Source organism: Streptomyces pactum, from assembly GCF_002005225.1.
GTDB lineage: Bacteria > Actinomycetota > Actinomycetes > Streptomycetales > Streptomycetaceae > Streptomyces > Streptomyces pactum_A.
In genome coordinates this window covers 2,637,802-2,663,777 of sequence record NZ_CP019724.1, presented here as the reverse complement: position 1 = coordinate 2,663,777, position 25,976 = coordinate 2,637,802, and the positions used below count along the sequence as shown (strand labels likewise).

At 71.0% G+C, this 25,976-nt stretch carries 23 protein-coding genes, 5 tRNA genes and 5 pseudogenes; 24 read left to right on the top strand and 9 right to left on the bottom strand.

Features of this window, described 5'->3' with window-relative positions; all coding sequences use genetic code 11:
* The first annotated feature begins 275 nt into the window (after positions 1–275).
* From B1H29_RS10870 to gltX, 3 genes are all read left to right on the top strand, one after another.
* The gene (locus B1H29_RS10870; RefSeq protein ID WP_167392525.1) at positions 276–464 is read left to right on the top strand and encodes a hypothetical protein; all 189 of its coding nucleotides are present in this window, start codon (positions 276–278) and stop codon (positions 462–464) included.
* Between the two features lie 309 nt (positions 465–773).
* Positions 774–1,550: a fumarylacetoacetate hydrolase family protein gene (locus B1H29_RS10865; RefSeq protein ID WP_055421787.1), complete on the top strand. Its 777-nt coding sequence runs from the start codon at positions 774–776 to the stop codon at positions 1,548–1,550.
* Positions 1,543–3,027 carry a glutamate--tRNA ligase gene (gene gltX / locus B1H29_RS10860; protein ID WP_079160148.1) on the top strand — a complete coding sequence of 495 codons (1,485 nt, stop codon included), beginning with the start codon at positions 1,543–1,545 and terminating at the stop codon, positions 3,025–3,027. The genes B1H29_RS10865 and gltX overlap by 8 nt, the downstream gene beginning before the upstream one ends.
* Positions 3,028–3,085: 58 nt before the next feature.
* Here the strand turns inward: gltX and B1H29_RS10855 are convergent, their stop codons facing one another.
* Positions 3,086–3,409, bottom strand: a complete 324-nt coding sequence (locus tag B1H29_RS10855; RefSeq protein WP_055421785.1) for a hypothetical protein — start codon at positions 3,407–3,409, stop codon at positions 3,086–3,088.
* Positions 3,410–3,567: 158 nt separating this feature from the next.
* Positions 3,568–5,412 carry a zinc ribbon domain-containing protein gene (locus tag B1H29_RS10850; RefSeq protein ID WP_234393197.1) on the bottom strand — a complete coding sequence of 615 codons (1,845 nt, stop codon included), beginning with the start codon at positions 5,410–5,412 and terminating at the stop codon, positions 3,568–3,570.
* A gap of 304 nt (positions 5,413–5,716) precedes the next feature.
* On the opposite strand from B1H29_RS10850, the pseudogene B1H29_RS10845 reads away from it, so the two are divergent.
* From B1H29_RS10845 to B1H29_RS10820, 6 genes and pseudogenes are all read left to right on the top strand, one after another.
* Positions 5,717–6,067 (top strand): annotated as a pseudogene (locus B1H29_RS10845) (HAD family hydrolase); the annotation flags it as partial.
* Between the two features lie 92 nt (positions 6,068–6,159).
* Positions 6,160–6,231, top strand: a tRNA-Gln gene (locus tag B1H29_RS10840).
* Between the two features lie 39 nt (positions 6,232–6,270).
* A tRNA-Glu gene (locus tag B1H29_RS10835) sits at positions 6,271–6,343 on the top strand.
* Positions 6,344–6,405: 62 nt separating this feature from the next.
* A tRNA-Glu gene (locus B1H29_RS10830) sits at positions 6,406–6,478 on the top strand.
* A 20-nt stretch (positions 6,479–6,498) separates the two neighbouring features.
* Positions 6,499–6,570, top strand: a tRNA-Gln gene (locus B1H29_RS10825).
* Between the two features lie 27 nt (positions 6,571–6,597).
* Positions 6,598–6,670 (top strand) — tRNA-Glu (locus tag B1H29_RS10820).
* Positions 6,671–6,717: 47 nt separating this feature from the next.
* Here B1H29_RS10820 and B1H29_RS10815 read toward each other — a convergent pair.
* Positions 6,718–7,053, bottom strand: a pseudogene (locus B1H29_RS10815) (MerR family transcriptional regulator); the annotation flags it as partial.
* Here B1H29_RS10815 and B1H29_RS40180 point away from each other — a divergent pair.
* Positions 7,053–7,222: pseudogene (locus B1H29_RS40180) on the top strand (DUF4188 domain-containing protein); the annotation flags it as partial. The pseudogenes B1H29_RS10815 and B1H29_RS40180 sit on opposite strands and share 1 nt — an antisense overlap.
* A gap of 70 nt (positions 7,223–7,292) precedes the next feature.
* Here B1H29_RS40180 and ndgR read toward each other — a convergent pair.
* Complete coding sequence (ndgR, locus tag B1H29_RS10805) at positions 7,293–8,009, bottom strand: IclR family transcriptional regulator NdgR (RefSeq protein ID WP_055421783.1); 717 nt, start codon at positions 8,007–8,009, stop codon at positions 7,293–7,295.
* 198 nt (positions 8,010–8,207) lie between these two features.
* On the opposite strand from ndgR, the gene leuC reads away from it, so the two are divergent.
* The 4 genes from leuC to B1H29_RS10785 all read left to right on the top strand — a co-directional run bounded on the left by leuC (position 8,208) and on the right by B1H29_RS10785 (position 11,542).
* Complete coding sequence (gene leuC / locus B1H29_RS10800) at positions 8,208–9,638, top strand: 3-isopropylmalate dehydratase large subunit (RefSeq protein ID WP_055421782.1); 1,431 nt, start codon at positions 8,208–8,210, stop codon at positions 9,636–9,638.
* Between the two features lie 5 nt (positions 9,639–9,643).
* Positions 9,644–10,237 (top strand): 3-isopropylmalate dehydratase small subunit, encoded by a 594-nt coding sequence (gene leuD, locus B1H29_RS10795; protein ID WP_055421781.1) that lies wholly within the window; start codon positions 9,644–9,646, stop codon positions 10,235–10,237.
* Between the two features lie 277 nt (positions 10,238–10,514).
* Positions 10,515–10,745: a hypothetical protein gene (locus B1H29_RS10790; RefSeq protein WP_055421780.1), complete on the top strand. Its 231-nt coding sequence runs from the start codon at positions 10,515–10,517 to the stop codon at positions 10,743–10,745.
* A 137-nt stretch (positions 10,746–10,882) separates the two neighbouring features.
* The gene (locus tag B1H29_RS10785) at positions 10,883–11,542 is read left to right on the top strand and encodes an HU family DNA-binding protein (RefSeq protein WP_055421779.1); all 660 of its coding nucleotides are present in this window, start codon (positions 10,883–10,885) and stop codon (positions 11,540–11,542) included.
* A gap of 159 nt (positions 11,543–11,701) precedes the next feature.
* On the opposite strand, the gene B1H29_RS10780 is transcribed toward B1H29_RS10785, so the two are convergent.
* Positions 11,702–11,905: a hypothetical protein gene (locus B1H29_RS10780; RefSeq protein WP_055421778.1), complete on the bottom strand. Its 204-nt coding sequence runs from the start codon at positions 11,903–11,905 to the stop codon at positions 11,702–11,704.
* A gap of 9 nt (positions 11,906–11,914) precedes the next feature.
* Positions 11,915–12,553, bottom strand: a complete 639-nt coding sequence (gene cofC, locus B1H29_RS10775; protein ID WP_055421777.1) for a 2-phospho-L-lactate guanylyltransferase — start codon at positions 12,551–12,553, stop codon at positions 11,915–11,917.
* 143 nt (positions 12,554–12,696) lie between these two features.
* Here cofC and B1H29_RS10770 point away from each other — a divergent pair, with 143 nt between their 5' ends.
* From B1H29_RS10770 to B1H29_RS10760, 3 genes are all read left to right on the top strand, one after another.
* A complete protein-coding gene (locus B1H29_RS10770; RefSeq protein ID WP_055421776.1) occupies positions 12,697–13,557 on the top strand; it encodes a lysophospholipid acyltransferase family protein in 861 nt (286 codons plus the stop codon).
* Complete coding sequence (locus tag B1H29_RS10765; protein WP_055421775.1) at positions 13,554–14,564, top strand: NAD(P)H-dependent glycerol-3-phosphate dehydrogenase; 1,011 nt, start codon at positions 13,554–13,556, stop codon at positions 14,562–14,564. Before B1H29_RS10770 ends, B1H29_RS10765 begins: the two co-directional genes overlap by 4 nt.
* A gap of 92 nt (positions 14,565–14,656) precedes the next feature.
* Positions 14,657–15,814, top strand: coding sequence for a D-alanine--D-alanine ligase family protein (locus B1H29_RS10760; protein ID WP_055421774.1), 1,158 nt, complete (start codon positions 14,657–14,659; stop codon positions 15,812–15,814).
* Between the two features lie 242 nt (positions 15,815–16,056).
* Here the strand turns inward: B1H29_RS10760 and B1H29_RS10755 are convergent, their stop codons facing one another.
* Entirely contained in the window at positions 16,057–16,290 is a 234-nt protein-coding gene (locus B1H29_RS10755; protein WP_053137604.1) for an Lrp/AsnC family transcriptional regulator, read from the bottom strand.
* A gap of 227 nt (positions 16,291–16,517) precedes the next feature.
* Here B1H29_RS10755 and B1H29_RS10750 point away from each other — a divergent pair, with 227 nt between their 5' ends.
* Positions 16,518–17,486 (top strand): thiamine-phosphate kinase, encoded by a 969-nt coding sequence (locus tag B1H29_RS10750; RefSeq protein ID WP_055421773.1) that lies wholly within the window; start codon positions 16,518–16,520, stop codon positions 17,484–17,486.
* The gene (thiD, locus tag B1H29_RS10745; protein ID WP_055421772.1) at positions 17,483–18,304 is read left to right on the top strand and encodes a bifunctional hydroxymethylpyrimidine kinase/phosphomethylpyrimidine kinase; all 822 of its coding nucleotides are present in this window, start codon (positions 17,483–17,485) and stop codon (positions 18,302–18,304) included. The genes B1H29_RS10750 and thiD overlap by 4 nt, the downstream gene beginning before the upstream one ends.
* Here the strand turns inward: thiD and B1H29_RS40015 are convergent.
* Positions 18,271–18,534: pseudogene (locus tag B1H29_RS40015) on the bottom strand (BTAD domain-containing putative transcriptional regulator); the annotation flags it as partial. The gene thiD and the pseudogene B1H29_RS40015 sit on opposite strands and share 34 nt — an antisense overlap.
* A gap of 428 nt (positions 18,535–18,962) precedes the next feature.
* The gene (gene rpmB / locus B1H29_RS10735; RefSeq protein ID WP_003993230.1) at positions 18,963–19,148 is read right to left on the bottom strand and encodes a 50S ribosomal protein L28; all 186 of its coding nucleotides are present in this window, start codon (positions 19,146–19,148) and stop codon (positions 18,963–18,965) included.
* A gap of 266 nt (positions 19,149–19,414) precedes the next feature.
* Here rpmB and B1H29_RS10730 point away from each other — a divergent pair, with 266 nt between their 5' ends.
* From B1H29_RS10730 to B1H29_RS10710, 5 genes and pseudogenes are all read left to right on the top strand, one after another.
* Positions 19,415–21,163, top strand: coding sequence for a DAK2 domain-containing protein (locus B1H29_RS10730; RefSeq protein ID WP_055421770.1), 1,749 nt, complete (start codon positions 19,415–19,417; stop codon positions 21,161–21,163).
* 61 nt (positions 21,164–21,224) lie between these two features.
* Entirely contained in the window at positions 21,225–23,441 is a 2,217-nt protein-coding gene (gene recG, locus B1H29_RS10725) for an ATP-dependent DNA helicase RecG (protein ID WP_055421769.1), read from the top strand.
* A gap of 150 nt (positions 23,442–23,591) precedes the next feature.
* Positions 23,592–24,188, top strand: a pseudogene (gene rsmD, locus B1H29_RS10720) (16S rRNA (guanine(966)-N(2))-methyltransferase RsmD); the annotation flags it as partial.
* 26 nt (positions 24,189–24,214) lie between these two features.
* Positions 24,215–24,694: a pantetheine-phosphate adenylyltransferase gene (gene coaD / locus B1H29_RS10715; RefSeq protein WP_055421767.1), complete on the top strand. Its 480-nt coding sequence runs from the start codon at positions 24,215–24,217 to the stop codon at positions 24,692–24,694.
* A gap of 151 nt (positions 24,695–24,845) precedes the next feature.
* On the top strand, positions 24,846–25,946 hold the full coding sequence (locus B1H29_RS10710) for an ATP synthase F0 subunit B (RefSeq protein ID WP_055421766.1): 1,101 nt from the start codon (positions 24,846–24,848) through the stop codon (positions 25,944–25,946).
* The last annotated feature ends 30 nt before the right edge of the window (positions 25,947–25,976 follow it).

Sequence of the window (25,976 nt, the reverse complement as noted above, 5' to 3'; positions counted from 1 at the left end):
GATGGAAGGTGTCCCAGTCGACATGATCAGGAGCGGAATGGTGGGTTCAGAGGGGCAATGTCGCTTTCGTCGCAGTGGTGCGTCAGCCTGAATTGACCGGTTTGCCCCTTGATAAGTGAGCAAACTCACACGTGGATCAGGGGGCCCGCTCGGGTTGGCGGGGAATCGCATGTTTAGCCTGACGCTTTACAGAGAAGGCAAAACCGACAACCCGCGCCCTCGCAGGGGTTCTTGCGGACCTCCGGCGCCCGGACACGACAGGGTCTCGTACAACCGTGAAGACGACGATGATGTTCCACAAGATCGCCAACCCGCGACGCACGACGCTGGCGCACCTCGACGGCGCCGACGACCTGCGGACGCCGGAGCAGCCGGAGCACGCCGTCGAGCTCCCCGCCCAGACCGCCAATCCCCGGCGCACGGTGCTGATGGAGATCCCCGCCGCGGCCTCCGCCGCACAGTAGTACGTAGTAGTACGTCGCCCGGCCGCCGGACGTTCAGGGCGGCCGTACGGGGACACGGGCGCCCGCGCCCGCGAAGCGCCGTCCCCGGGGGCCACGGCACGTGACGCGCGGGGCGCCCGCCCGGTGGGATCCGCCGTCGGCAGCGGCCGACGGCGGCGTCCGTCGCCGCTCGTGGCCGCGAGCGGCACGCCCCGCCCGCCGCTGCCAGGGGGACCGCCGCCATCCTCCGGCCTGATCCGCCGGACAGGCCTTGCCGCGTTAGCCTGGAGCGTCAGACTCCAGCCAGCTCAGCAAGGGGCCAAGCAACCCGTGCGCATCGCCAGGTTCTCCATCGACGGGAACGTCGCCTTCGGCGCGGTCGAGGGCGACCAGCCGGACCAGCTCGTCCTCGACATCATCAAGGGCATCCCGTTCGCGGACTTCGAGCTCTCCGGCACCAAGGTGCCCCTGAGCAAGGTGCGGCTCCTGCCGCCCGTCCTCCCCAACAAGGTCGTCGCCTTCGGCCGCAACTACGCCGAGCACGCCCGCGAACTCGGCAACGAGGTCCCCGACGCCCCGTTCGCCTTCTTCAAGCCGTCCACCTCGGTCGTCGGCCCCGGCGACGCCATCCAGTACCCCTCCTTCTCCGAGGAGCTGCACCACGAGGCCGAGCTCGCCGTCGTCATCGGCCGCATGTGCCGCGAGGTCCCGCGCGAACGCGTCAAGGACGTGATCTTCGGCTACACCTGCGCCAACGACGTCACCGCCCGCGACGTGCAGCGCCGCGAGAAGCAGTGGGCCAGGGCCAAGGGCTTCGACTCCTCCTGCCCGCTGGGCCCCTGGGTGGAGACCGACCTCGACCCGGCCGACCTGACCATCCAGCTCACGGTCAACGGCGGTCAGCGCCAGCTCGGCCGCACCAGCGAGATGATCCACTCCATCGAGGATCTGATCGTCAACATCTCCGAGGCGATGACGCTGCTTCCCGGTGACGTGATTCTCACGGGCACCCCGGCCGGCGTCGGCCCCCTCAACGTCGGCGACGAGGTCGCCGTCACCATCGAAGGCATCGGCACTCTCACCAACAAGGTTGTCAAGCGTGGCTAGCGCACCCGGCTCCCCCGTACGCGTCCGTTTCTGCCCCTCGCCCACCGGTAACCCCCACGTGGGCCTGGTCCGCACCGCCCTGTTCAACTGGGCGTTCGCCCGGCACCACCAGGGCACGCTGGTCTTCCGCATCGAGGACACCGACGCGGCCCGTGACTCCGAGGAGTCGTACCACCAGCTCCTGGACTCGATGCGCTGGCTGGGCTTCGACTGGGACGAGGGCCCCGAGGTCGGCGGCCCGCACGCGCCGTACCGCCAGTCGCAGCGCATGGACATCTACAAGGACGTCGCCGCCAAGCTCCTCGACGCCGGCCACGCCTACCGCTGCTACTGCTCCCAGGAGGAGCTGGACACCCGCCGCGAGGCCGCCCGCGCCGCCGGCAAGCCCTCCGGTTACGACGGCCACTGCCGCGACCTGAGCGACGCGCGGGTCGCGGAGTACGAGGCGCAGGGCCGTGAGCCCATCGTCCGCTTCCGGATGCCCGACGAAACGATCACCTTCACGGACCTGGTCCGCGGCGAGATCACCTACCTGGCCGAGAACGTCCCGGACTACGGCATCGTCCGCGCGAACGGCGCCCCCCTCTACACCCTCGTCAACCCGGTCGACGACGCCCTGATGGAGATCACCCACGTCCTGCGCGGCGAGGACCTGCTCTCCTCCACCCCGCGCCAGATCGCCCTGTACAAGGCGCTGACCGAGCTGGGCATCGCCAAGGAGACCCCCGCCTTCGGTCACCTGCCGTACGTCATGGGCGAGGGCAACAAGAAGCTCTCCAAGCGTGACCCGCAGTCGAGCCTGAACCTCTACCGCGAGCGCGGCTTCCTCCCCGAGGGCCTGCTCAACTACCTCTCCCTGCTCGGCTGGTCGATCTCCGCCGACCAGGACATCTTCTCGATCGAGGAGATGGTCGCGGCCTTCGACGTCGCCGACGTCAACCCGAACCCGGCCCGCTTCGACCTCAAGAAGTGCGAGGCGATCAACGCCGACCACATCCGCCTGCTCGACGTGAAGGACTTCACCGAGCGCTGCCGCCCGTGGCTGAAGGCCCCCGTCGCCCCCTGGGCGCCCGAGGACTTCGACGAGTCCCAGTGGCAGGCGATCGCGCCGCACGCGCAGACCCGCCTGAAGGTCCTCTCCGAGATCACGGACAACGTCGACTTCCTGTTCCTGCCGGAGCCGGTCTTCGACGAGGCGTCGTGGAACAAGGCGATGAAGGAGGGCTCCGACGCCCTGCTCCGCACCGCCCGCGAGAAGCTGGACGCGGCCGACTGGACGTCCCCCGAGTCCCTCAAGGAGGCCGTCCTGGCCGCCGGCGAGGCGCACGGCCTCAAGCTCGGCAAGGCCCAGGCACCCGTCCGCGTCGCCGTCACCGGCCGCACCGTCGGCCTGCCCCTCTTCGAGTCCCTGGAGGTCCTGGGCAAGGAGAAGGCGCTGGCCCGGATCGACGCGGCGCTGGCGAGGCTGTTGGCGTAACGCACGCGCACTATTCGACGTACGCAGGGCGGCAGCCGTGATGGCTGCCGCCCTGGTGTCACGCGTGTCCGGAGTAGGCGATGCTGCACCGTTCGGTGGTGCCCTTGATCGCACAGAGCTGGATATAGACCGTGGTGCCCTCGGTCAGGTTCCCGGTGCCATACGGGCTGTAGTAAACAGCAGTATGACCACGCGTGGTGGCGGTGCGCCCGGTTACCGGACTGGTCATGTGGGCTTCCATGCCCCAACCGTCGGAGAGCCGGTCCAGGACCCGGAAGGCGTCTCCCGGGGTGTTTCCGACGGGGTCGGCGTTCCACTCCATGAGGCCCGCGTAGGTGCCGTTGTTGTAGGCCGCGATGGTGAAGTCCCCGTCCGAGCTCACGCCGCTCTTCTTGAAGGTCCACTGGTCTGCCGCTGCTGCTTCGGCCGCCCCGAGGGAGGCGGAGGCGCCGAATACCAGCGCGCTGGTGGCGAAGAGAAGGTCATCTTCAATGCACTGGAGCGCACAGCCAAGCCCGCAGGCTTGGCGGCCTAGGTGTGCTATCCAACTCCAACGTTTCTGATCAGCTGAGCGATCCTACGAGACGAAGTGTCTGACGTAGGTCGAGCCCACTGTGGGGGAGATGCATGGGCGTGCAGGTGGAAGCCCGCGCCCAGTGCTGCTCCTCGCGGCCGGTGTTGGCCGGTGCCGGGGGTGCTGATCGTCGTCACGCCCTGGTGCCGGTGGGCTGCGCGGGGCAGCCACCTCCAGCCCGTGTGAGCGTGTCCCTCCGGACGCTGGCCCACCTGACCGGTGGGTCTGGTGGGGGAGGGTGCCCTGCGTCGCCTGGGCGCGGGGCGTGTTGTCCTGTGACGGGTGGGTCCGATCTTTGTCCGGTCCCCGCGGTGGGTCTGTGTGGTGGCGGGGGCGACCACGGCTGCGGCTTCGAGCGGATCGACCACGTTGTGGATGACCATCTCACCGGTGGTGCGGTCGGTCACGGTTTTGACCTGATGGGTCAGACCACGTGCGGCGATGCGCTGCCAGGCCCCGGTGTCGCGGTCGCCCTGCCAGCCACAATCCGCGTTTGGGCACAGGGCCCATTTCCAACCGGGTGCCGTGGGTCGGTCAGGAGCCTTGCGGTGCCGCAGTGGGACGAGACAGCGGGGGCAGTACCGAGAGGTGCCCCGGGCAGGCACCGCGACGACGGCCATGCCCACCTCGACGGCCAGGTGCCGCATGCGGTCCACGATCTGACCACGTACCTGTTGTGACAGGCGGGTGTTCAGGGTGCGGCCCATGCCCCGTGCCTCCATCGAGCGGAGGTCTTCGATGTAAATCACCGTCGCGCCAGCGGCGATGGCCTGGTCGACCGCCCATCGGGCGGCGGACCAGGCAAGCGCGTCGTTGAGGTTCGAGCGGCGACGGGAAACGTGCCGCATCTCCCTGCCCAGCGCCTCGAGCTTGCCCGCCAGTGGGTGCTCAACACGGTGGGCGATGAGTCGCTGATAGTGATCGAATTTGGCGTGCAGGCGCTCGCTTTCACGGCGCAGGCGGTGCTGCTTGGCCAGGACACCGGCGGCGCGAAAGGACCCTCCGGATCCAAGCGCGGTGATCTGTCCGCTGTCGTTCACGCGTACCGTGCCCGCGCTGAGCAGCGTATTGAGCCCCCAGTCCACACCAAGTGCGACCGTGTGCCCGGTGCGCTGGGCCTTTGGCACCGCGTGGGTGTACGCCAGATCCGCCCTCAACGCGCCATGCCGGACATGGAGGGTAGGCAGGTGCAGCAGGGCGTCGGGCGGAGTTGTCGGCGGCAGTGTCAACGGGCACGCTACCCAGGTCCAGTCTCGGTAGCAGCGCGGGTCTGGGCGGGTCGGCAACTGCAGTCGCAGCAGTGCCTGCCCCGGGTCATCCCCGCGCGCGATCGTGGCCTGCTGCCTGTCGCACGCGGACAGCAGCAGCATCCGCGCACTCTGAGGTGTGGCCTCCAGTTCAAAGACATCGGCAGGCAGCAGGCCTTGCCTGTGGATGAAGGCGGCGATCTGCCGGGTGCGGGCGGTGATGACACTGGAGGGCAGGTGCCGGCCGCCGGGGACAGCCTCTCGGACGGCATCCCACTCCGGTGGGGTGCGCCTGCCAGGTTCGGCGGGCCACGTCTGAAGGACTCCGGTGGTCAGGTCGGCCCGCCATTTCACTGCCCGCAGTGTGCGCCCAGCCTGTTCCTGCGCCATGCGCACGATCCGGTCGCTGACACGGAGGCCCTCAGCCGGGGCGACGGTCCAGCCCAAACGCCGCAACGCCATCCACGCCTTCGACGGCATGGCCCGGCCCTCGCCGTCCACACCTGAGGCCAGCGCGTTCACGTCGGTGGCGTTCCAGTGCGCGGCCAGGAGGTTGGCGGCCATGCCGGAGACCAGAGCCGCAGCCCAGCCCACCCGCTTTGCCAGTGCTGCCGCTCCGAGTGCTTCCCCAGTCTTCTCAACGGTTCCGGCACGCAAAAGAACATGGGCGCACGCAGTACGGGGCGCCTTGCCCTCGGCGAGTAGCGGCTTCCGACTCACAGGCCCTCCGTCCCGGCCATGGTGCGAATGCTGTCATCCGATCAACGACAGACTTGCGGGAAGGTCACGCATTCGATCAGCGCATCTGTGTGCGGGGGTGAGGTCATCGCTAGGCAAGCAGGAAGGATCAAGGTCAGCGTGTGAGGTGAACCTCACCGTCCAGGACCGCAAGCTGCGCGTCCTCGGCGTGCACGACCGCTTCGAGGCCATCCTGTGCGCCGCCGAGCTGGGCGTCTCCAAGCCCGAGCCCGGCGCCTTCCTGGCCGCCTGCGACGCCCTCGGTCTCGCCCCGCCGGAGGTGGCCTACGTCGGCGACCACCCGGAGATCGACGGGCGGGGCGCCGCCGACGCCGGGCTGCTGTCGGTGTGGATCGACCGCGGCGGCGTGTACGCGACCGTCGACCCGCCCGTCGGGCCGCGCCGTATCGCCTCGCTCTCCGAACTCCCCGCGCTCCTCGGTGCCGATACTCGTTTTGGAGCCCCGTCCACCTTCGGGTAATGTTCTTCCTGCGCCGCCGGGGAGCGGGCCGAAAGGGCCGGGAACCGGAAGCGCAACGCTAGAACAAGATCCCCCCGGGGCTTGCGTTCCAGTGGCCTATGGTGTAATTGGCAGCACGACTGATTCTGGTTCAGTTAGTCTAGGTTCGAGTCCTGGTAGGCCAGCTCGCAGAGCTTATCTGCGCCGCGGAGCACATCCGCAAAGCCCCCGTTGTGTAGCGGCCTAGCACGCCGCCCTCTCAAGGCGGTAGCGCCGGTTCGAATCCGGTCGGGGGTACAGATCCTTCCCGCGGGAACAGTCTGGGTCGCACCCACCGTTCCCGATGCAGGATCGCTAGGGCCCCCGTTGTGTAGCGGCCTAGCACGCCGCCCTCTCAAGGCGGTAGCGCCGGTTCGAATCCGGTCGGGGGTACAAACTGGTCTAAACCACATTGGTCTATGGTGTAATTGGCAGCACGACTGATTCTGGTTCAGTTAGTCTAGGTTCGAGTCCTGGTAGACCAGCTCGGATCTGCGGAAACGCAGTTCCTCGCCCCCGTTGTGTAGCGGCCTAGCACGCCGCCCTCTCAAGGCGGTAGCGCCGGTTCGAATCCGGTCGGGGGTACATGGGCCCAAGGGGGCTCCCGCTCAGGCGGGAGCCCCCTTGGGCGTTCACTCGATGCCGTAGCGCCGCGCCGACTCCTCCTCCTGCGCCGGCCGGTGCAGCGCCAGCGGTACCGGCCGGAAGAGCACCGCCGACGCGACCGCCGTCTCGGCCTTCTCCGCCTCCGAGCCGTGGGTTTCCATGAAGTCCAGGTCCCGCCGGGCCACCTCGATCATCAACTCGGCGTACGGAGCCAATAGTTCGGCGTCCCAGGGGTAGTCCAGCCGCCTCGGCGCGGCCACCGCCGTCACCAGCGAACGGTGTACGGGGGAGAGGGAGGCCAACTCCCGGGAGGTCTCCCGGCCGAGCAGCTCCAGCGGCCGGCCCGCCTCGGCCCGCGCGGCACGAGGCGTACCTGGTGTCCGAGAGGTCGTACGAGTCGATCTACGCGGACATGCCGGCCTTCGGGCTGGCGGCGGCGCGGGGCAGGTGCCGCTGGAGCGGCGGGGCAAGCGGGCCGGGGGCCGGCTCGCGTACCGCTCGGGGGAGCGGGCGGCGTCCGGGGAGGCCTGAGGACATGGGGGAGGGCCTGCCGCGGCGTTGAGGCGGGCCCGTTCCCGGTCGCGTACCGGGGCCGGTGGGATCAGCCCGTGCGGCGCAGGGCCTCGGAGAGCCGGCCGGCGGCGTCGATGATCGCCTGGGCGTGCATACGGCCCGGGTGGCGCGTCAGGCGCTCGATCGGGCCGGAGACGGAGACGGCGGCCACCACGCGGTTGGAGGGGCCGCGCACGGGCGCGGAGACGGACGCCACGCCCGGCTCCCGCTCGCCGATGGACTGCGCCCAGCCGCGGCGGCGCACGCCGGACAGGGCCGTCGCCGTGAAGCGGGCGCCCTGCAGGCCGCGGTGGAGGCGCTCGGGCTCCTCCCAGGCCATGAGGATCTGGGCCGAGGAGCCGGCCTTCATGGTGAGCGTGGAGCCGACCGGGACGGTGTCCCTGAGGCCCGACAGACGCTCGGCCGCGGCCACGCAGATGCGCATGTCGCCCTGGCGGCGGTAGAGCTGGGCGCTCTCGCCCGTGATGTCGCGCAGATGCGTGAGCACCGGGCCCGCCGTGGCGAGCAGGCGGTCCTCGCCGGCCGCCGCGGCCAGTTCGGCCAGGCGCGGGCCGAGGATGAACCGGCCCTGCATGTCGCGCGCCACCATACGGTGGTGTTCCAGCGCCACGGCCAGGCGGTGGGCCGTGGGTCGTGCCAGTCCGGTCGCACCGACCAACCCCGCGAGGGTGGCCGGGCCGGACTCCAGAGCGCTCAGGACGAGGGCCGCCTTGTCCAGAACGCCGACGCCGCTACTGTTGTCCATGCAACGATACTCCCGTCTCACTCTGTGAAACGCAAGTTCAATTTTCCATGGAACCCGCCACTCTTGATGGCAGGAAGTCACAACGGCCCGTGACCGAAGGGCCTGGTGGCGGTTGCCCGGAAACGCAGGGGTGAGGGCACCGCTTCCCCCAAGATCTCTAGTTGGGTCGGCGCGCTGTCGTCGGCCGGAGGGAAAGCGATGGGTAGGACACTCGCGGAGAAGGTCTGGGACGACCATGTCGTCCGGCGCGCCGAGGGCGAGCCCGACCTCCTCTTCATCGATCTGCACCTGCTGCACGAGGTGACCAGCCCGCAGGCCTTCGACGGCCTCCGCAAGAGCGGCCGCCCGGTGCGCCGGCTCGACCTGACCATCGCCACCGAGGACCACAACACCCCGACGCTCGACATCGACAAGCCCATCGCCGACCCCGTCTCCCGGGTCCAGCTCGAGACGCTGCGCAAGAACTGCGCGGACTTCGGCGTCCGGCTGCACCCGCTGGGCGACGTCGAACAGGGCGTCGTGCACGTCGTCGGCCCGCAGCTCGGCCTGACCCAGCCCGGCACCACCGTGGTCTGCGGCGACTCGCACACCTCCACACACGGCGCCTTCGGCGCGCTGGCCTTCGGCATCGGCACCTCCCAGGTCGAGCACGTGCTGGCCACCCAGACGCTGCCCATGGTCCGCCCGAAGACCATGGCGATCACCGTCAACGGCGAACTGCCCGACGGCGTCACGGCCAAGGACCTGATCCTCGCGATCATCGCGAAGATCGGCACCGGCGGCGGCCAGGGCTACGTCCTGGAGTACCGCGGCGAGGCCATCGAGAAGCTCTCGATGGAGGCCCGGATGACCATCTGCAACATGTCGATCGAGGCCGGCGCCCGCGCGGGCATGATCGCCCCCGACGAGACCACCTTCGCCTACCTCCAGGGCCGCCCGCACGCCCCCGAGGGCGCCGACTGGGACGCGGCGGTCGAGTACTGGAAGACGCTGCGCACGGACGACGACGCCGAGTTCGACGCCGAGGTGGTCGTCGAGGCCGCCGAGCTGTCCCCGTTCGTCACCTGGGGCACCAACCCGGGCCAGGGCGCGCCCCTCTGCGCCGCCGTCCCCGACCCGGCTTCGTACGAAGACGCTTCGGAGCGCTTCGCCGCCGAGAAGGCCCTGGAGTACATGGGGTTGGAGGCCGGGCAGCCGCTGCGCTCCATCAAGGTGGACACCGTCTTCGTAGGTTCGTGCACCAACGGCCGCATCGAGGACCTGCGCGCCGCCGCCGAGATCGTGCGGGACCGCAAAGTCGCCGACGGCGTACGGATGCTGGTCGTTCCCGGCTCCGCGCGGGTGGGTCTGCAGGCCGTCTCCGAGGGCCTGGACGTGGTCTTCAAGGAGGCCGGCGCCGAATGGCGGCACGCGGGCTGCTCGATGTGTCTGGGCATGAACCCGGACCAGCTCGCCCCCGGTGAGCGCTCCGCGTCCACCTCCAACCGCAACTTCGAGGGGCGGCAGGGCAAGGGCGGCCGCACCCACCTGGTGTCGCCGCAGGTCGCGGCCGCGACGGCGGTCCTGGGCCACCTGGCCTCCCCGGCCGACCTGTCCGCCGCCGACGTCCCCACGCCCGTTGGAGTCTGAGAGTCATGGAAGCATTCACCACCCACACCGGCCGGGCCGTCCCGCTGCGCCGCAGCAACGTCGACACCGACCAGATCATCCCCGCCCACTGGCTCAAGAAGGTGACGCGGGACGGGTTCGAGGACGGGCTGTTCGAGGCCTGGCGCAAGGACCCTCAGTTCGTGCTCAACCGCCCCGAGCGCGAAGGTGCCACGGTGCTGGTCGCCGGCCCCGACTTCGGCACCGGTTCGTCCCGTGAGCACGCCGTCTGGGCGCTGCAGAACTTCGGCTTCAAGGCCGTCGTCTCCTCCCGCTTCGCCGACATCTTCCGCGGCAACTCGCTGAAGAACGGCCTGCTCACGGTGGTCCTCGACCAGGAGATCGTGGACGCGCTGTGGGAGCTGACGGAGAACGACCCGCAGGCCGAGGTCACGGTCGACCTCGAGGCCCGTGAGGTCCGCGCCGAGGGCATCACCGCCTCCTTCGAACTGGACGAGAACTCCCGCTGGCGGCTGCTGAACGGGCTGGACGACATCTCGATCACCCTCCAGAACGAGGCCGACATCGCCGCGTACGAGGCGAAGCGTCCGTCGTTCAAGCCGCAGACCCTCCAGGTCTGACCCCCGGGCCCCTTCCCGGGCGTCCCGCAAGGTCGAGTTTCGGCCACCCAACACCCCGGCTGTACCCCCGATCGGCCCGATCGGGGGTACAGCCGTTTCTGCTGCCGGTCCCACGCGCGAGTGACGCCTCGGCCGCCCAACTCCCCACGTTAGCGGCGTGGTTGTTGGGGTACGAGAGTCGTGGAAGCGCGGCTTCCGGGTGTGCTCGAGAGGCCTTTCGGGGCGGCAGTTGCCCCCTGCGCAGGCGACAACTCGCCCCAGATGGCACAATCTGTGCATGGAACACGACGGCCAACTCGAGCTCTATACGGCGGTCGCGGTCCGGCTCAAGGAAGCGCACACAAGAGTGCGCGCACTGCAAGTCCCGGAGGGCGTACGGATGGCGCTGACCCGGAAGCTGCTGGTCATTACGGCCGCGGCCAAACACGATCTCGCCGGTGCGGCAAGGCGCCTGGATCGGTTCATCGCCGACCTCGACGAGGGTCGATTCCCCGAAGAGGAAGGCTGAACAGGCCAGGGCGGCCCGAGTCCGTTGCGGCACAAGGGTGATTAGCCCGTTTCGTGTTTGATTTGCGGTATATATCTGCCTAACGTGCGAAAAAGCTTGAACACATTCGTTCTGGCGATGTCTCCGAAGGGGAAGACGTGAACAAGGCGCAGCTCGTAGAAGCGATTGCCGACAAGCTGGGCGGCCGGCAGCAGGCCGCCGACGCTGTCGACGCGGTCCTGGACGCCCTCGTCCGTGCAGTGGTCTCGGGCGACCGGGTCTCGGTCACCGGCTTCGGTTCCTTCGAGAAGGTCGACCGTCCGGCCCGCTACGCCCGCAACCCTCAGACGGGCGAGCGGGTTCGGGTCAAGAAGACCTCCGTGCCGCGCTTCCGCGCGGGTCAGGGGTTCAAGGACCTGGTGAGCGGCTCGAAGAAGCTCCCGAAGAACGACATCGCGGTCAAGAAGGCCCCCAAGGGCAGCCTGTCCGGCCCGCCGCCCACCATCTCCAAGGCCGCGGGCAAGAAGGCCGCCGCCAAGAAGGCCACGGGCGCCGCGAAGAAGACCACGGGCGCGGCCAAGAAGACGACCGGGGCGGCGAAGAAGACGACCGCGAAGAAGACCACCGGGGCGGCGAAGACGGCGACGGCGAAGAAGGCCCCCGCCAAGAAGTCCACCGCCAAGACCACCACCGCGGCGGCGAAGAAGACCACGGCCAAGAAGGCCCCCGCGAAGAAGGCGACGGCGAAGAAGGCTCCGGCCAAGAAGTCGACCGCCCGCAAGACCACCGCCAAGAAGGCCACCGCCCGCAAGAAGTAGCAGTAGCAGCAGGAATGCGGCATGCGAGCAGGCACAGGGGCACTCACGCGCCGGGCCGGACTCCCTCTCGGAGCCCGGCCCGCGGCGTGTCCGGACCCCGTGGGTCGCGTGGGGCCCGGCCGGCCGAAGCGAGCAGAAGGAACAGGACGAGCGGAACGATCAGAGGGTCTGGAGCGTCACCAGTGTGATCCGGCGGTCCGTGCCCGCGCCCTCGGTCTCGATCCGCACCCGCTGTCCGGGCCGCAGCAGTCTCAGGCCCCCCGCGTCGAACGCCGCCGCGTCGAAGGGCACGGGCGTGCCGTCGTCGAGCAGCACCTGCCCGCTGCGGCTGTCGGGGTCGTACGTGTATGCGGTCGCCTGCATGGCGGCAGCCTACTGCCCCGCGATCAGCAACCGCGCCGCCACCGCGGCCGTACGGGGACCCACCCCCAGCGCCAGCGCGGTGCGCAGATCGCCGCCGGTGTCGACGTCCTGCCGTACGGAATCCACCGCGCCCAGGCGCAGTTCCACCGCACCGGACGCACGGTGGCGGGCCCGGGAATCCGCACCGAATGCGGGGGACAATTCGCGGCCCGGTGCCGCGGCCAGCAGAGTCGTGCCGGTTCCGGCCGCGTCCGGGAGAAAGGCGCGCGGGAATTGTGTGGCCGCCGTCAGGACCCGCGTCAATTCCACCGGGCGTAGCGCGGGCAGATCGGCGTTGAGCGCGGCCACCGGAATACCGGGCCGGGCCGCCCGTACCACGGCCGCCCCGTGCGCCAGGGCGGCGTTCAGACCGCCGCCGGGTTCGTCCGGGACGACTCCCGCCCCCAGCGCCGCGAGCTCCCGTGCGGCCCGCGCGTCGTCCGTGACTACTGCCACATCCGCCACCACCGGGCAGGCCAGCGCGGCCGCCACGGTGTCCTGCGCGAACGCCAGCGCGAGGCCCGGCCGCACCCCGTCGTGCGCGGTGTCCGACAGCCTGCTCTTGGCCCGGGCGAGGGGCTTCACGGGTACGACCAAGGTCCACTGCACGAGCGTTCCGTCCTTCTCTCGTCGCCGCCATTGTCACCTGGGAGACCTGGCGGTTCACTCGCCGGGGCGTACGGTGTTCTCGACAGACGGGCGGCCCGGGGCGACACTTGTCCGGCCCCAGGCCCTGGAGGAAAGGTGTCAGCGTGCCCCGCCGCAGAATCGGCTTCTGGTACCGCCTCGCCGCGGTGATCTGCAAACCGCCGCTCGTGGTTCTGATCAAGCGGGACTGGCGGGGAATGGAGAACATTCCAGCCGACGGCGGATTTATCACGGCCGTGAACCACAATTCGCACGTCGACCCTTTCGCGTACGCGCACTACCAGTACAACACCGGGCGCGTCCCACGATTCCTGGCGAAGAGCGGCCTTTTCAAGAAAGGATTCGTCGGTGCCGCGATGCGGGGCACCGGACAGATCCCCGTCTACCGCGAGAGCACGGACGCGCTGAGCGCCTTCCGGGCCGCGATCGACGCCGTGGAGCGCGGCGAGTGCGTCGCCTTCTACCCCGAGGGCACCCTCACCCGCGACCCGGGCGGCTGGCCGATGACTGCCAAGACCGGTGCCGCGCGCGTCGCCCTGCAGACCAAGTGCCCGGTGATCCCGGTCGCCCAGTGGGGCTGCAACGAACTGCTGCCGCCGTACGCCAAGAAGCCGAACCTCCTCCCGCGCAAGACCCACCAGGTGCTCGCGGGTCCGCCGGTCGACCTGTCGCGGTTCTACGACAAGGAGATGACCGCGGAGGTGCTGAAGGAGGCCACGGAGGTCATCATGGCCGCCGTCACCCGCCAGCTCGAGGAGATCCGCGGCGAGAAGGCACCCGAAACCCCTTACGACCCGCGCCGGGAGCGGATCGAGCAGCGCCGCCGGACACAGGCCCAGAACCAGCAGGCCCCGAACCGGCAGACGCGCAACCAGCAGACGCGCAACCAGCGGCCCGAGAGCCGGGCCCGGAACCAGCAGACGCAGAACCGGCAGTCGCAGCAGGCAGAAGGGCAGAGCACGTGAGCAACCCGGTCAAGGCGGCCGTCTTCGGCACCGGATCGTGGGGCACGGCCTTCGGCATGGTCCTCGCCGACGCGGGGTGCGACGTCACCCTGTGGGGGCGCCGCGCCGCACTCGCCGACGCCGTCAACTCCACCCGCACCAACCCGGACTACCTGCCCGGCGTGGAACTCCCCGCGGGTCTGTGGGCCACCACCGACGCCGCCGAGGCCGCGCGCGACGCCGACTTCACCGTCCTCGCGGTCCCGTCCCAGACGCTGCGCGCCAACCTCGCCGACTGGACGCCCCTGCTGGCGCCCGGCACGGTCCTGGTGTCCCTGATGAAGGGCGTCGAACTCGGCTCCGCGATGCGGATGAGCGAGGTGATCGACGACGTCGCCAAGGTCGGCGCCGAGCGCATCGCCGTGGTCACCGGGCCCAACCTGGCCCGGGAGATCGCCGCCCGCATGCCGGCCGCCGCCGTGGTCGCCTGCCCCGACGAGTCCGTCGCCCAGCGACTCCAGACCGCCTGCCACACGCCGTACTTCCGCCCCTACACCAACACCGACGTCGTCGGCTGCGAGCTCGGCGGCGCCGTCAAGAACGTGATCGGGCTGGCCGTCGGCATCGCGGACGGCATGGGCCTCGGCGACAACGCCAAGGGTTCCCTCATCACCCGCGGCCTCGCCGAGACGACCCGCCTCGGTGTCGCCCTCGGGGCCGACCCGCTGACCTTCTCCGGACTGGCCGGTCTCGGCGACCTGGTGGCGACCTGCTCCTCGCCGCTGTCCCGCAATCACACCTTCGGCACCAACCTCGGCAAGGGCATGACCCTCCAGGAGACCATCGCGGTCACCAAGCAGACCGCCGAGGGCGTCAAGTCCTGCGAGTCGGTGCTCGATCTGGCCCGCAGACATGGCGTCGACATGCCGATCACCGAGACGGTCGTCGGCATCGTGCACGAGGGCAAGCCCCCGGTGGTCGCGCTCAAGGAGCTCATGTCGCGCAGCGCGAAGCCCGAACGACGCTGAGCGACGCCGGAACGGAACCTGTGCGCCACCCGCGCCACGCGGCCCCGCCGACGCTGTCTCGGGACCCTACGGGCGGGTACTCTCAACGCGATATGAGCACCGAGAACCTCCCCCAGAGCCCCGAGCAGCCGCCTCGCAAACCGCGTGTGGCCGTCGTGTTCGGCGGGCGCAGCTCCGAACACGGGATCTCCGTGGTCACCGCCGGCGCCGTCCTCGCGGCCATCGACCGGACCAAGTACGACGTCCTGCCGATCGGCATCACCCGGGACGGCCGGTGGGCCCTCACCGCCGACGAACCCGAACGCATGGCGATCACCGAGCGCCGTACGCCCGACGTGGACGAACTGGCCGAGTCGACCGAGGGCGGCGTGGTGCTGCCCGTCGACCCCGCCAACCGCGAAGTCGTCTACAGCGAACCCGGCTCGGTGCCCAAGGCGCTGGGCGAGGTCGACGTCGTCTTCCCCGTGCTGCACGGCCCCTACGGCGAGGACGGCACCCTCCAGGGTCTGCTCGAGCTGTCCGGCGTGCCCTACGTCGGCGCGGGCGTCCTCGCCTCGGCCGTTGGGCAGGACAAGGAGTACATGAAGGCGGTGTTCACCTCCTACGGGCTGAAGGTCGGCCCGTACGCGGTGATCCGGCCGCGCGAGTGGGAGCAGGACCGTTCCGGCGCCCGCAGGAGGATCGTCGATTTCGCCGGCGAGCACGGCTGGCCGCTGTTCGTGAAGCCCGCACGCGCGGGTTCCTCCATCGGCATCACCAAGGTCGACGACCTCTCCGGCCTCGACGAGGCGATCGAGGAGGCCCGGCGCCACGACCCGAAGATCCTGGTCGAGGCGGCGCTGCGCGGCCGGGAGATCGAGTGCGGCGTGCTGGAGTTCGAGGACGGTCCCCGGGCCTCCGTCCCCGCCGAGATCCCGCCGCCCTCCGAGCACGCGTACTACGACTTCGAGGCCAAGTACATCGACTCCACGCCCGGCGTCGTGCCCGCCCCGCTCACGCCCGCGGAGACCGCCGAGATCCAGCGGCTCGCCGTCGAGGCGTTCGACGCGGCCTCCTGTGAGGGACTGGTGCGCGCGGACTTCTTTCTCACCGAGGACGACGAGTTCGTGATCAACGAGATCAACACGATGCCCGGCTTCACGCCGATCTCCATGTACCCGCAGATGTGGCAGGCGAGCGGCGTGAGCTACCCGGAACTGGTGGACCGGCTGGTCCAGGCGGCGCTGCGGCGGCCCACGGGACTGCGCTGACGTCCCTCTTCAGGCACGTCCGCGCCCGGCCCGGAAGGCGATCCCCGAGGGGATCGCCTTCCGCAGTATGATCAGCGGGTTTCCCCAGCCCGCCGCCCGTCGGCGGCAGCGCCTTGTCCGGGTTCCGGCACAGCTTGGTGACCTCGTGTCCGGGCCGGGAACCACCGCCGACCCGCTGTCGTCTGCTGAGGAGCAGCCTGCGGCGGCGATCAGCGAAGCGAGAGCGAGCGGGCGGAAGGGGGTCAGAGATGAACGACCGGGCAGGTCAGAGTACGGGTGATGCCGTCCACTTGCTGGACTTTGGCGACCACCATGCGACCCAGGTCGTCGACGGTGTCGGACTGGGCGCGGACGATGACATCGTAGGGTCCTGTCACGTCCTCGGCCTGGATCACTCCAGGGATCTTGCTGATCGTCTCGGCGACGGTCGACGCCTTGCCGACCTCCGTCTGGATCAGGATGTACGCCTGTACCACGGAACCTCCAGAGCGGCCACGAGGATCATGTGGGGAAAAGGAACGCCACGGTATCGCGTCGCCGCTCTCCGCGGGGAGACCCGCGGGGTGCGGGCTCCGCGCGCCGGGGTGCCGGAATGACACGAGTTGACGATCACGCCGACCGTGGAGACGGTCATTTCGACCGTAACGAGGACACAAGTGACGCGCGACCGGGCACGGACAGGGACAGAAGGGGAGCCAAGGCGATGAAGGGCACTGTTGGTGAGCTGGGGGAGTTCGGGCTCATCAGGGAGCTCACCTCCCGTCTCACCACGACCCCGGCGGTCCGGGTCGGTCCCGGCGACGACGCCGCGGTGGTGGCCGCGCCCGACCGTCGGGTGGTGGCCAGCACCGACATCCTCGTGGAGGGGCGGCACTTCCGCCGGGACTGGTCCACCGCGTACGACGTGGGCCGCAAGGCGGCGGCGCAGAACCTCGCCGACATCGCCGCGATGGGCGCCGTGCCGACCGCGTTGCTGCTCGGCCTGGTCGTACCCGCCGAACTGCCGGTGACCTGGCCGACCGAGCTGATGGACGGCCTGCGCGACGAGTGCCAGGTCGCGGGCGCCTCCGTGGTCGGCGGCGACGTGGTGCGCGGCGACACGATCACCGTCTCCATCACCGCGCTCGGCGACCTGCGCAACCAGGAGCCCGTCACCCGCGGCGGCGCCCAGCCCGGCGACCTGGTCGCGGTGACCGGCTGGCTCGGCTGGTCCGCGGCCGGGTTCGCCGTGCTGTCCCGGGGGTTCCGCTCGCCGCGCGCCTTCGTCGAGGCCCACCGCCGCCCGGAGCCGCCGTACCACGCGGGCCCGGCCGCCGCGGGGCTCGGCGCCACCGCGATGTGTGACGTGAGCGACGGACTCATCGCCGACCTGGGCCACATCGCGGAGGCCAGCAAGGTCAGGATCGACGTCCGCTCCGGCCAGATCGACATCCCGACGCAGATGAACGACATCGGCCAGGCGGTCGGCGTCGACCCCATGCAGTGGGTGCTCACCGGGGGAGAGGACCACGCGATCGTGGCGACCTTCCCGCCGGACGTGAAGCTGCCCGCCCGCTGGAAGGTCATCGGCGAGGTCCTCAACCCCTCCGCGCTGCCCCAGGTGACCGTCGACGGGGCGCCCTGGACCAGCAAGGGCGGCTGGGACCACTTCGGCGAGGACGTGGAGTCGTGACACCGCCCCTGGTTCTCACCGTGGCCGGCTCCGACTCCGGCGGCGGCGCGGGCATCCAGGCCGACCTGAAGACGATGCTCGCCCTCGGCACCCACGGCATGAGCGTGCTCACCGCGGTGACCGCGCAGAACTCCCTCGGCGTGCACGGTGCCTGGGAACTGCCCGTCGAGGCCGTGCGGGCCCAGTACCGCAGCGTCGTGGACGACATCGGCGTCCAGGCGGTCAAGACCGGGATGCTGTCCTCCGCGGAACTGGTCGAGGCGGTCGCCGAGTTGATCGGCGGCACCGACGCGCCGGCCGTCGTCGACCCGGTCGGCGTCTCCAAGCACGGGGACGCGCTGCTCGCCGCCTCCGCGCTGGACTCCGTACGCACCGAACTGCTGCCGGTGGCGACCGTGGCCACGCCGAACCTCGACGAGGTCGCCCAACTCACCGGCGTACGGGTCGAGTCGGACGCCGACCTGCGCCGGGCCGCGGCGGCCGTCCTGGAGTACGGGCCCCGCTGGGTGCTGATCAAGGGCGGTCACCTGGCCGGCGACGCCGTCGACCTGCTCACCGACGGCTCGGAGGAGCACTGGCTGCGCGCCGCGCGCCTCGACAACCGGCACACGCACGGCACCGGCTGCACCCTCGCGTCGGCCGTGGCCTGCGGTCTGGCGAAGGGACAGCCGGTACCGGAGGCGGTCGCGGCGGCCAAGGAGTACGTCACCGGGGCGATCGCGGCCGGATTCGCGCTCGGTGGCGGCATCGGGCCGGTGGACCACGGCTGGGCCCTCGAGCGCGATCACGGCCGAGCCCTCGGGCGGGATCCCGGCTGAGCGCTCGGGCCGGGTGCTCCCTCAACGTGATCAACGTGATGCCGGTGGCCGCCTTCTCGGTGAGCCGCTCGAAGAAGCCGGCCGGCCGCGGGGAGCCGAGCGGGCGCCTCCGGCAGGTCGGGCAGCGCCGGGCCGCGCCACGGCGCGGGCGCCGCAGGCAAGCGGTCCGCCGCGCGCGCGGGATCACCGGCGGCGAGCACTGCACGCCCCTCAGTGAACGGATGTTCGAATACGTGACTGTCGTCGGTCTGGCGGCGTGCCGACGCGGTAGCCGGCGGAGCCTGCCCTCGATCTCCGTGTGCGGAGCGAGCGCCTGCGGAGGGGGGAGATCTGCGGCTGGAGGGCGTTCGCGGCGCCGACGGGCGGCTGGGTGCCGTACCGGCCGTCGATCAGCCGCTCCGGCGGGACCGGACGGCCGGCGTCGAGGAGCAGGAGGGTCAGCGGCGCGCGCGGGCGGGGACCGCAGGGGCCGACGGGAGTACCGTCGTCGGTGCGGATGTCAGGGGACCGAGGATGCCGAAGCGCGTTGCCGGAATTCCGGCACGGCAGAAAGCCGGCCCACCCAAGGTGGACCGGCTTTGTGCAGCGGACCAGGCAGTGGCCGCGCGCGGATGAGGGGTCCCCCCGCTCGAGCGATGTCGAGAGTGGGGATGTCGCGTCAGCGCGAGACCTTGCCGGCCTTGATGCACGAGGTGCAAGCGTTCACGCGCTTCGGCGTCCCGCCGACCACGGTACGCACACGCTGGATGTTCGGGTTCCAGCGACGGGACGTACGGCGGTGCGAGTGCGAGATGTTGTTGCCGAAGCCCGGCCCCTTGCCGCAGACGTCGCAGTTGGCAGCCACGGGTCACTCCAAAGACTTCAGATGCACTTACGGATGATCCCGGCATGCCGGGATCAAAGTCCCGGGCCGTGAACGGTCCGGGATCTGAGTGGCGGTGCCAGGGGGAGAGCCCGATCGGGATCGGGCAACCGGAGCAGCATACAACGGCTGCTCCCGTACAACGAAACTACCATGGCAGCTCAGGGACCCGTCCCCGGCCCTCTTCCGGTGGGCACCCTCCCAAGGTCTACGCTGCCTGCCACGTCCAGCAGCTCAGGGAGGCGCAGGTGGCGCAGGTGCCGCAGAGGTTCTTCGACGCTCTGGCGGTGCGCACCTGGTGCGGTCTGTCGTTGCGCGCGCTGGGGCGGGCGCGCGAGGAGATCGACGCGATCAACGTCTATCCGGTCGCGGACGGGGACACCGGCACCAACATGTACCTGACCGTCGAGTCGGCCGTCGCCGCGGTCGAGGCGGTGTTCGAGGCACACGCGGTGGACGCGGCGGACGCGGCGGACGCGACGGGGGCGGTGGACGCCGGGGAGCCGGACGCCGGCGGCGGTCCTTCGCTGGCCGACGCCGTGGCCGCCATGGCGCACGGCGCGCTGATCGGCGCCCGGGGCAACTCGGGGACGATCCTCGCGCAACTGCTGCGCGGCATGGCCCAGGTGCTCACCGCCCGGGGCGAACCGGACCACACCGATGGCCCGGGGCTTCGGCTGGCGCTGCGGCACGCGGCCGAGTCCGCCCGGCAGGCCGTGGCCCATCCGGTCGAGGGCACCGTCCTGACCGTCGCCTCGGCCGCCGCCGACGCCGCCGACGCGGCGGCCGACGGTGTGCGGGACGACGGCACGGAGGGCGACTGTGCGGCGGTGGCCCGCGCGGCTCACGAGGGCGCTCGCGCGGCGCTCGCCGCGACCCCCGGCCAACTGCCCGTCCTGGAGCGCGCCGGAGTGGTCGACGCCGGCGGACACGGCCTCGTCACGGTCCTCGCGGCCCTGGTGGAGACGTTCACGGGCCGGGCGCCGGGAGCGGTCGCCGTGCCGCACGCGCGCGTGGCGCACGGTGGCGAGGTTCCCGCCGGGGAGTGCGCCGCGGAGGAGGACGGCGAGCACGGGCCCGCCTTCGAGGTGATCTACCTCCTGGAGGCCGAGGACGCCGCCGTCGCACGGCTGCGCCGACGGCTCGACGCCCTCGGTGACTCACTCGTCGTGGTCGGTGGCGACGGACTGTGGAACGTCCACGTACACGTCGACGACGCGGGCGCCGCCGTGGAGGCGGGCGTCGAGGCAGGGCGGCCGTACCGCATCCGCATCACCCACTTCGGGCTCGGCGACGCGCACACCACCGGAACCGAGCGCCCGCCCCGGGAGCGCACCCAGCGGGCCGTGGTGGCCGTCGTGCCGGGGGAGGGCCTGGCCGGGCTCTACACCGAGGCCGGCGCGACCACCGTGCTCGCGCGCCCCGGCGAGCCGCCCGCGAGCGGGGAGCTGGTCCAGGCCGTACGCCGGGCGCACGCGCGCGAGGTCGTCCTGCTGCCCAACGACGCCGAGCTGCGCCACACCGCCGCGGCGGCGGCCGAGCAGGCCCGCACCGAAGGCATCCGCGTCGCCCTCATCCCGACCCGCTCCGCCGTCCAGGGCATCGCCGCGCTCGCCGTGCACGAGCCGGAGCGGCGCTTCGACGAGGACGTGGTGGCGATGACCTCCGCGGCCGGCGCCACCCGCCACGCCGAGGTCACCGTCGCCGAACGCCAGTCGTGGACCACGGCCGGCATCTGCCAGGCCGGTGACGTACTCGGCCTCGTCGACGGCGATGTGGCCGTGATCGGCGCGGACGTCACGGAGGTCGCCGCGACCGTCCTGGACCGCATGCTCGCGGCCGGCGGCGAGCTGGTCACCCTCGTCCTCGGCGACGACGCCCCCGAGACCGTCATCGCCCACCTGGAGGCCCGCGTCCGCGAGGCGTACCTCGCCGTCGACACGGTGGTCTACCGGGGCGGCCGGCAGGGTTCGCCGCTGCTGATCGGCGTGGAGTAGCGCGGCCGGTACCGCCCGTTTCCCGGGAGGTGGGGGGCCATTGTCAGTGGCGTGGTGTGCAATGGATCTCGTGCCCGCACTGCAAGAACCCCTGAAGAAGGTGCTCGGCCCCGCCACCGCGAAGGTGATGGCCGAGCATCTCGGCCTGCACACCGTCGGCGACCTCCTCCACCACTACCCCCGCAGATACGAGGAGCGCGGCCAGCTCACCCACCTCGCCGACCTGCCCATGGACGAGCACGTCACGGTGGTGGCCCAGGTCGCCGACGCCCGCCTGCACACGTTCGCCTCGTCGAAGGCGCCGCGCGGCAAGGGACAGCGCCTCGAAGTGACCATCACGGACGGCCACGGCCGCCTCCAGTTGGTCTTCTTCGGCAACGGGGTGCACAAGCCCCACAAGGAGCTGCTGCCGGGCACGCGCGCGATGTTCGCGGGCAAGGTCTCCGTCTTCAACCGACGGCTGCAACTCGCCCATCCGGCGTACGAGTTGCTGCGCGGCGGTGACGACGAGGACGGCAGCGGCAACGTCGAGTCCTGGGCGGGCGCCCTGATCCCCCTCTATCCGGCCACCGCCAAGCTGGAGTCCTGGAAGATCGGCAAGGCGATCCAGACGGTGCTGCCCAGCGCGCAGGAGGCCGTCGACCCCCTTCCCGGCTCCCTGCGCGAGGGCCGGGGCCTGGTCTCCCTGCCCGAGGCGCTCCTGAAGATCCACCGCCCGCACACCAAGGCGGACATCGAGGACGCCCGCGCCCGCCTGAAGTGGGACGAGGCCTTCGTCCTCCAGGTCGCCCTCGCCCGCCGCCGCCACGCCGAGACCCAACTCCCCGCCGTCCCCAGGAAACCGAGCCCGGACGGTCTGCTCACGGCGTTCGACGACCGCCTCCCCTTCACGCTCACCGACGGCCAGCGCAAGGTCTCCCGGGAGATCTTCGACGACCTCGCCACCGACCACCCGATGCACCGGCTGCTCCAGGGGGAGGTGGGCAGCGGCAAGACGATGGTCGCCCTGCGCGCCATGCTGGCCGTCGTGGACGCGGGCGGGCAGGCCGTGCTGCTGGCGCCCACCGAGGTGCTCGCCCAGCAGCACCACCGGTCGGTCGTCGAGATGATGGGGGAGCTGGCCGAGGGCGGCATGCTGGGCGGCGCCGAACACGCCACCAAGGTGGTGCTGCTCACCGGCTCGATGGGCGCCGCCGCCCGCCGTCACGCCCTGCTGGACCTGGCCACCGGTGAGGCCGGCATCGTCATCGGCACGCACGCGCTCATCGAGGACAAGGTGCGGTTCCACGACCTCGGCCTGGTCGTCGTCGACGAGCAGCACCGCTTCGGCGTCGAACAGCGCGACGCCCTGCGCGGCAAGGGCAAACAGCCGCCGCACCTGCTCGTCATGACCGCCACGCCGATCCCGCGCACCGTCGCCATGACCGTCTTCGGCGACCTGGAGACCTCCGTACTGGACCAGCTCCCGGCCGGCCGGTCCCCGATCGCCAGCCATGTCGTCCCGGCCGCCGACAAACCGCACTTCCTCGCCCGGGCCTGGGACCGGGTCCGCGAGGAGGTCTCCGGCGGCCACCAGGCGTACGTCGTCTGCCCGCGCATCGGTGACGAGGACGACGACCCGAAGAAGAGCGGCAAGCAGCCCGCCGAGGGCGACGCGGACAAGCGGCCCCCGCTGGCCGTCGTCGACGTCGCGGAGCACCTTGCGAAAGGCCCGCTCCAGGGCCTCGGGGTCGAGATCCTGCACGGCCGTATGCAGCCCGACGACAAGGACGCCGTCATGCGCCGCTTCGCCGCGGGGGAGACGGATGTCCTGGTCGCCACGACCGTCATCGAGGTCGGCGTCAACGTCCCCAACGCCACCGCGATGGTGATCATGGACGCCGACCGCTTCGGCGTCTCCCAGCTCCACCAGTTGCGCGGCCGCGTCGGCCGAGGCTCCGCCCCCGGCCTGTGTCTGCTGGTCACCGAGATGCCGGAGGCGAGCGCGGCCCGGCAGCGTCTGAACGCCGTCGCCGGCACCCTCGACGGCTTCGAGCTCTCCCGCATCGACCTCGAACAGCGCCGCGAGGGCGACGTCCTCGGCCAGGCCCAGTCCGGCGCCCGCACCTCCCTGCGCGTCCTCGCCGTCATCGAGGACGAGGAGATCATCGCCGAGGCGCGCGCGGAGGCGGCGGCGGTGGTGGCCGCCGACCCGGAGCTGACCGGCCTGCCCGGCCTGCGGACGGCCCTGGACGCCCTCTTGGACGAGGAGCGGGAGCAGTACCTGGAAAAGGGTTGAGCGGCAGCGCCGCCCAGGGGCACGGGGCGGTGCCGAGACGCGGCGCCGCCGGATGCGCACGGAGCACCTCGACGATCCGCACCCGCCGCTCCACACGAGGCAGCCCGCACCCCCGCCTGCCAGACTGAACCGAACACACCCCACGACCAAGGACCCAAGATGACCCGCGTGATCGCCGGCAAAGCCGGTGGGCGCCGCCTGGCCGTCCCACAGGGAACCGGCACCCGCCCCACCTCCGACCGTGCGCGCGAGGGACTCTTCTCCACCTGGCAGTCCCTGCTCGGCGGCCCGCTGGACGGCGAGCGGGTCCTCGACCTGTACGCCGGTTCCGGCGCCGTCGGCCTGGAGGCGCTGTCCCGGGGCGCCGGACACGTCCTGCTCGTCGAGGCCGACGCCCGCGCCGCCCGTACGGTCCGGGAGAACGTCAGGGCACTCGGCCTGCCCGGCGCCGAGGTCCGGGCGGGCAAAGCGGAACAGATCGTCCGCACCCCGGCCCCGGCCGAGCCGTACGACATCGTCTTCCTGGACCCGCCGTACGCCGTCTCGGACGACGATCTTCGGGAGATCCTGCTCACACTCCGTACGGAGGGGTGGCTCACCGGCGAAGCGCTCGTCACCGTGGAGCGCAGCACCAGGGGCGGCGAATTCCGCTGGCCCCGGGGCTTCGACGCGATCCGGTCCCGTCGCTACGGCGAGGGAACGTTTTGGTACGGTCGCGCCGCCTCTACGTGCGAAGACGCACGATGACCGGACCGGAGAGCGAGGGAACTCAAGTGCGCCGCGCCGTCTGTCCCGGGTCGTTCGACCCGATCACCAACGGACATCTCGACATCATCGCCCGGGCCTCCAGCCTCTACGACGAGGTCTACGTCGCCGTGATGATCAACCAGGCCAAGAAGGGCCTGTTCGAGATCGAGGAGCGGATCGACCTCATCCGCCAGGTCACCGCCGAGTACGGGAACGTGCGCGTGGAGTCCTTCCACGGCCTTCTCGTCGACTTCTGCAAGCACCGCGAGATCCCGGCCATCGTCAAGGGTCTGCGCGCGGTGAGCGACTTCGACTACGAGCTGCAGATGGCCCAGATGAACAACGGCCTCTCGGGTGTGGAGACCCTCTTCATCCCCACCAACCCCACCTACAGCTTCCTGTCGTCCTCCCTGGTCAAAGAAGTCGCGACCTGGGGCGGCGACGTCTCCCACCTCGTGCCCCCGCTGGTCCTCGAAGCCCTCTCCGAGCGCCTGAGGCAGGACTGAGGCCGCCCCCGCCTCCGCCCCGCTCGCACCCCACGCAGCCCACGCAGCCCACGGAGACTGACAACCCGTCACCCGGTGTCCCCCGGACACCCCGGGGTCGTACAGTCGTCCCGTCCGTCTCCAACAAGCTGTAGAGAGTGGCGAGCACACGGTGGACGTGCAGAAGAAGCTCGACGAGATCACCGCGATGGTCTCCGGCGCCCGCGCCATGCCCATGTCGGCCTCGTGCGTGGTCAACCGCGCCGAACTGCTCTCGAAGCTGGAAGAGCTGCGCGCCGAGCTGCCCGGTTCCCTCGCCCAGGCCCAGGAGCTGATCGGGGACCGCGAGCAGATGGTCGCGCAGGCCCGCCAGGAGGCCGACCGGATCATCGAGAGCGCGCAGGCCGAGCGCGGTTCCCTGATCTCCGACACCGAGGTCGCCCGCCGCTCGCAGGCCGAGGCCGACCGCATCCTCGCCGAGGCCCGCCAGGAGGCCGAGGAGGTCCGCGCCGAGGCCGACGACTACGTCGACTCCAAGCTCGCCAACTTCGAGGTCGTCCTCACCAAGACCCTCGGCTCCGTAGGCCGGGGCCGCGAGAAACTGCTCGGCACCGGGTCCGGCCTCGACGAGAACGGCTACGAGGACGAGGACGCCCCCGAGCGCAGCCACGACCCGGAGGTCCTGCGCCGCGACGCCGACGCCTACGTGGACACCAAGCTCGGCGCCTTCGAGGCCGTCCTGGCCAAGACCCTGGACGCCGTCGGCCGGGGCCGCCAGAAGCTGCACGGCCGCATCGCCACCGACGACCTGGGCGCCCTCGCGGACGACATGACCACCGTCCAGCACTCCAGCGACGCGGACTACCTCGCCGGCCTGGCCGGCCTCTCCGACGCCCCCGCCGGGCAGCCGCACCAGCCGCAGTACGGCGAGCAGCAGCCGGCGGCGGCACAGGTACCGGCACCGGCCGTTCCGGAGATGCCGGCGCAGCAGCCGGCGTACGGCTACGCGCAGCAGCAGCCCGATCCGTACGCCGACTACCAGCAGACCTACGACGGCGGGCAGGACCCGTACGGCTACCAGCAGCAGACCGCCGACCCGTACGCCTATCAGGGCTACGACGCCCAGCAGCAGGCGTACGACGCCGGCCAGGGCTATGCCCAGCCCCAGCAGCCCCAGCAGCCTCCGCAGGCGCTCGACGAGACCAGCCTGTTCGACACCAGCATGATCAGTGCCGAGCAGTTGAGGGCCTACGAGCAGGGGCGCGGTCTCTAGTCCGGGCACCGCCTCCCGGGCCGGATTGGG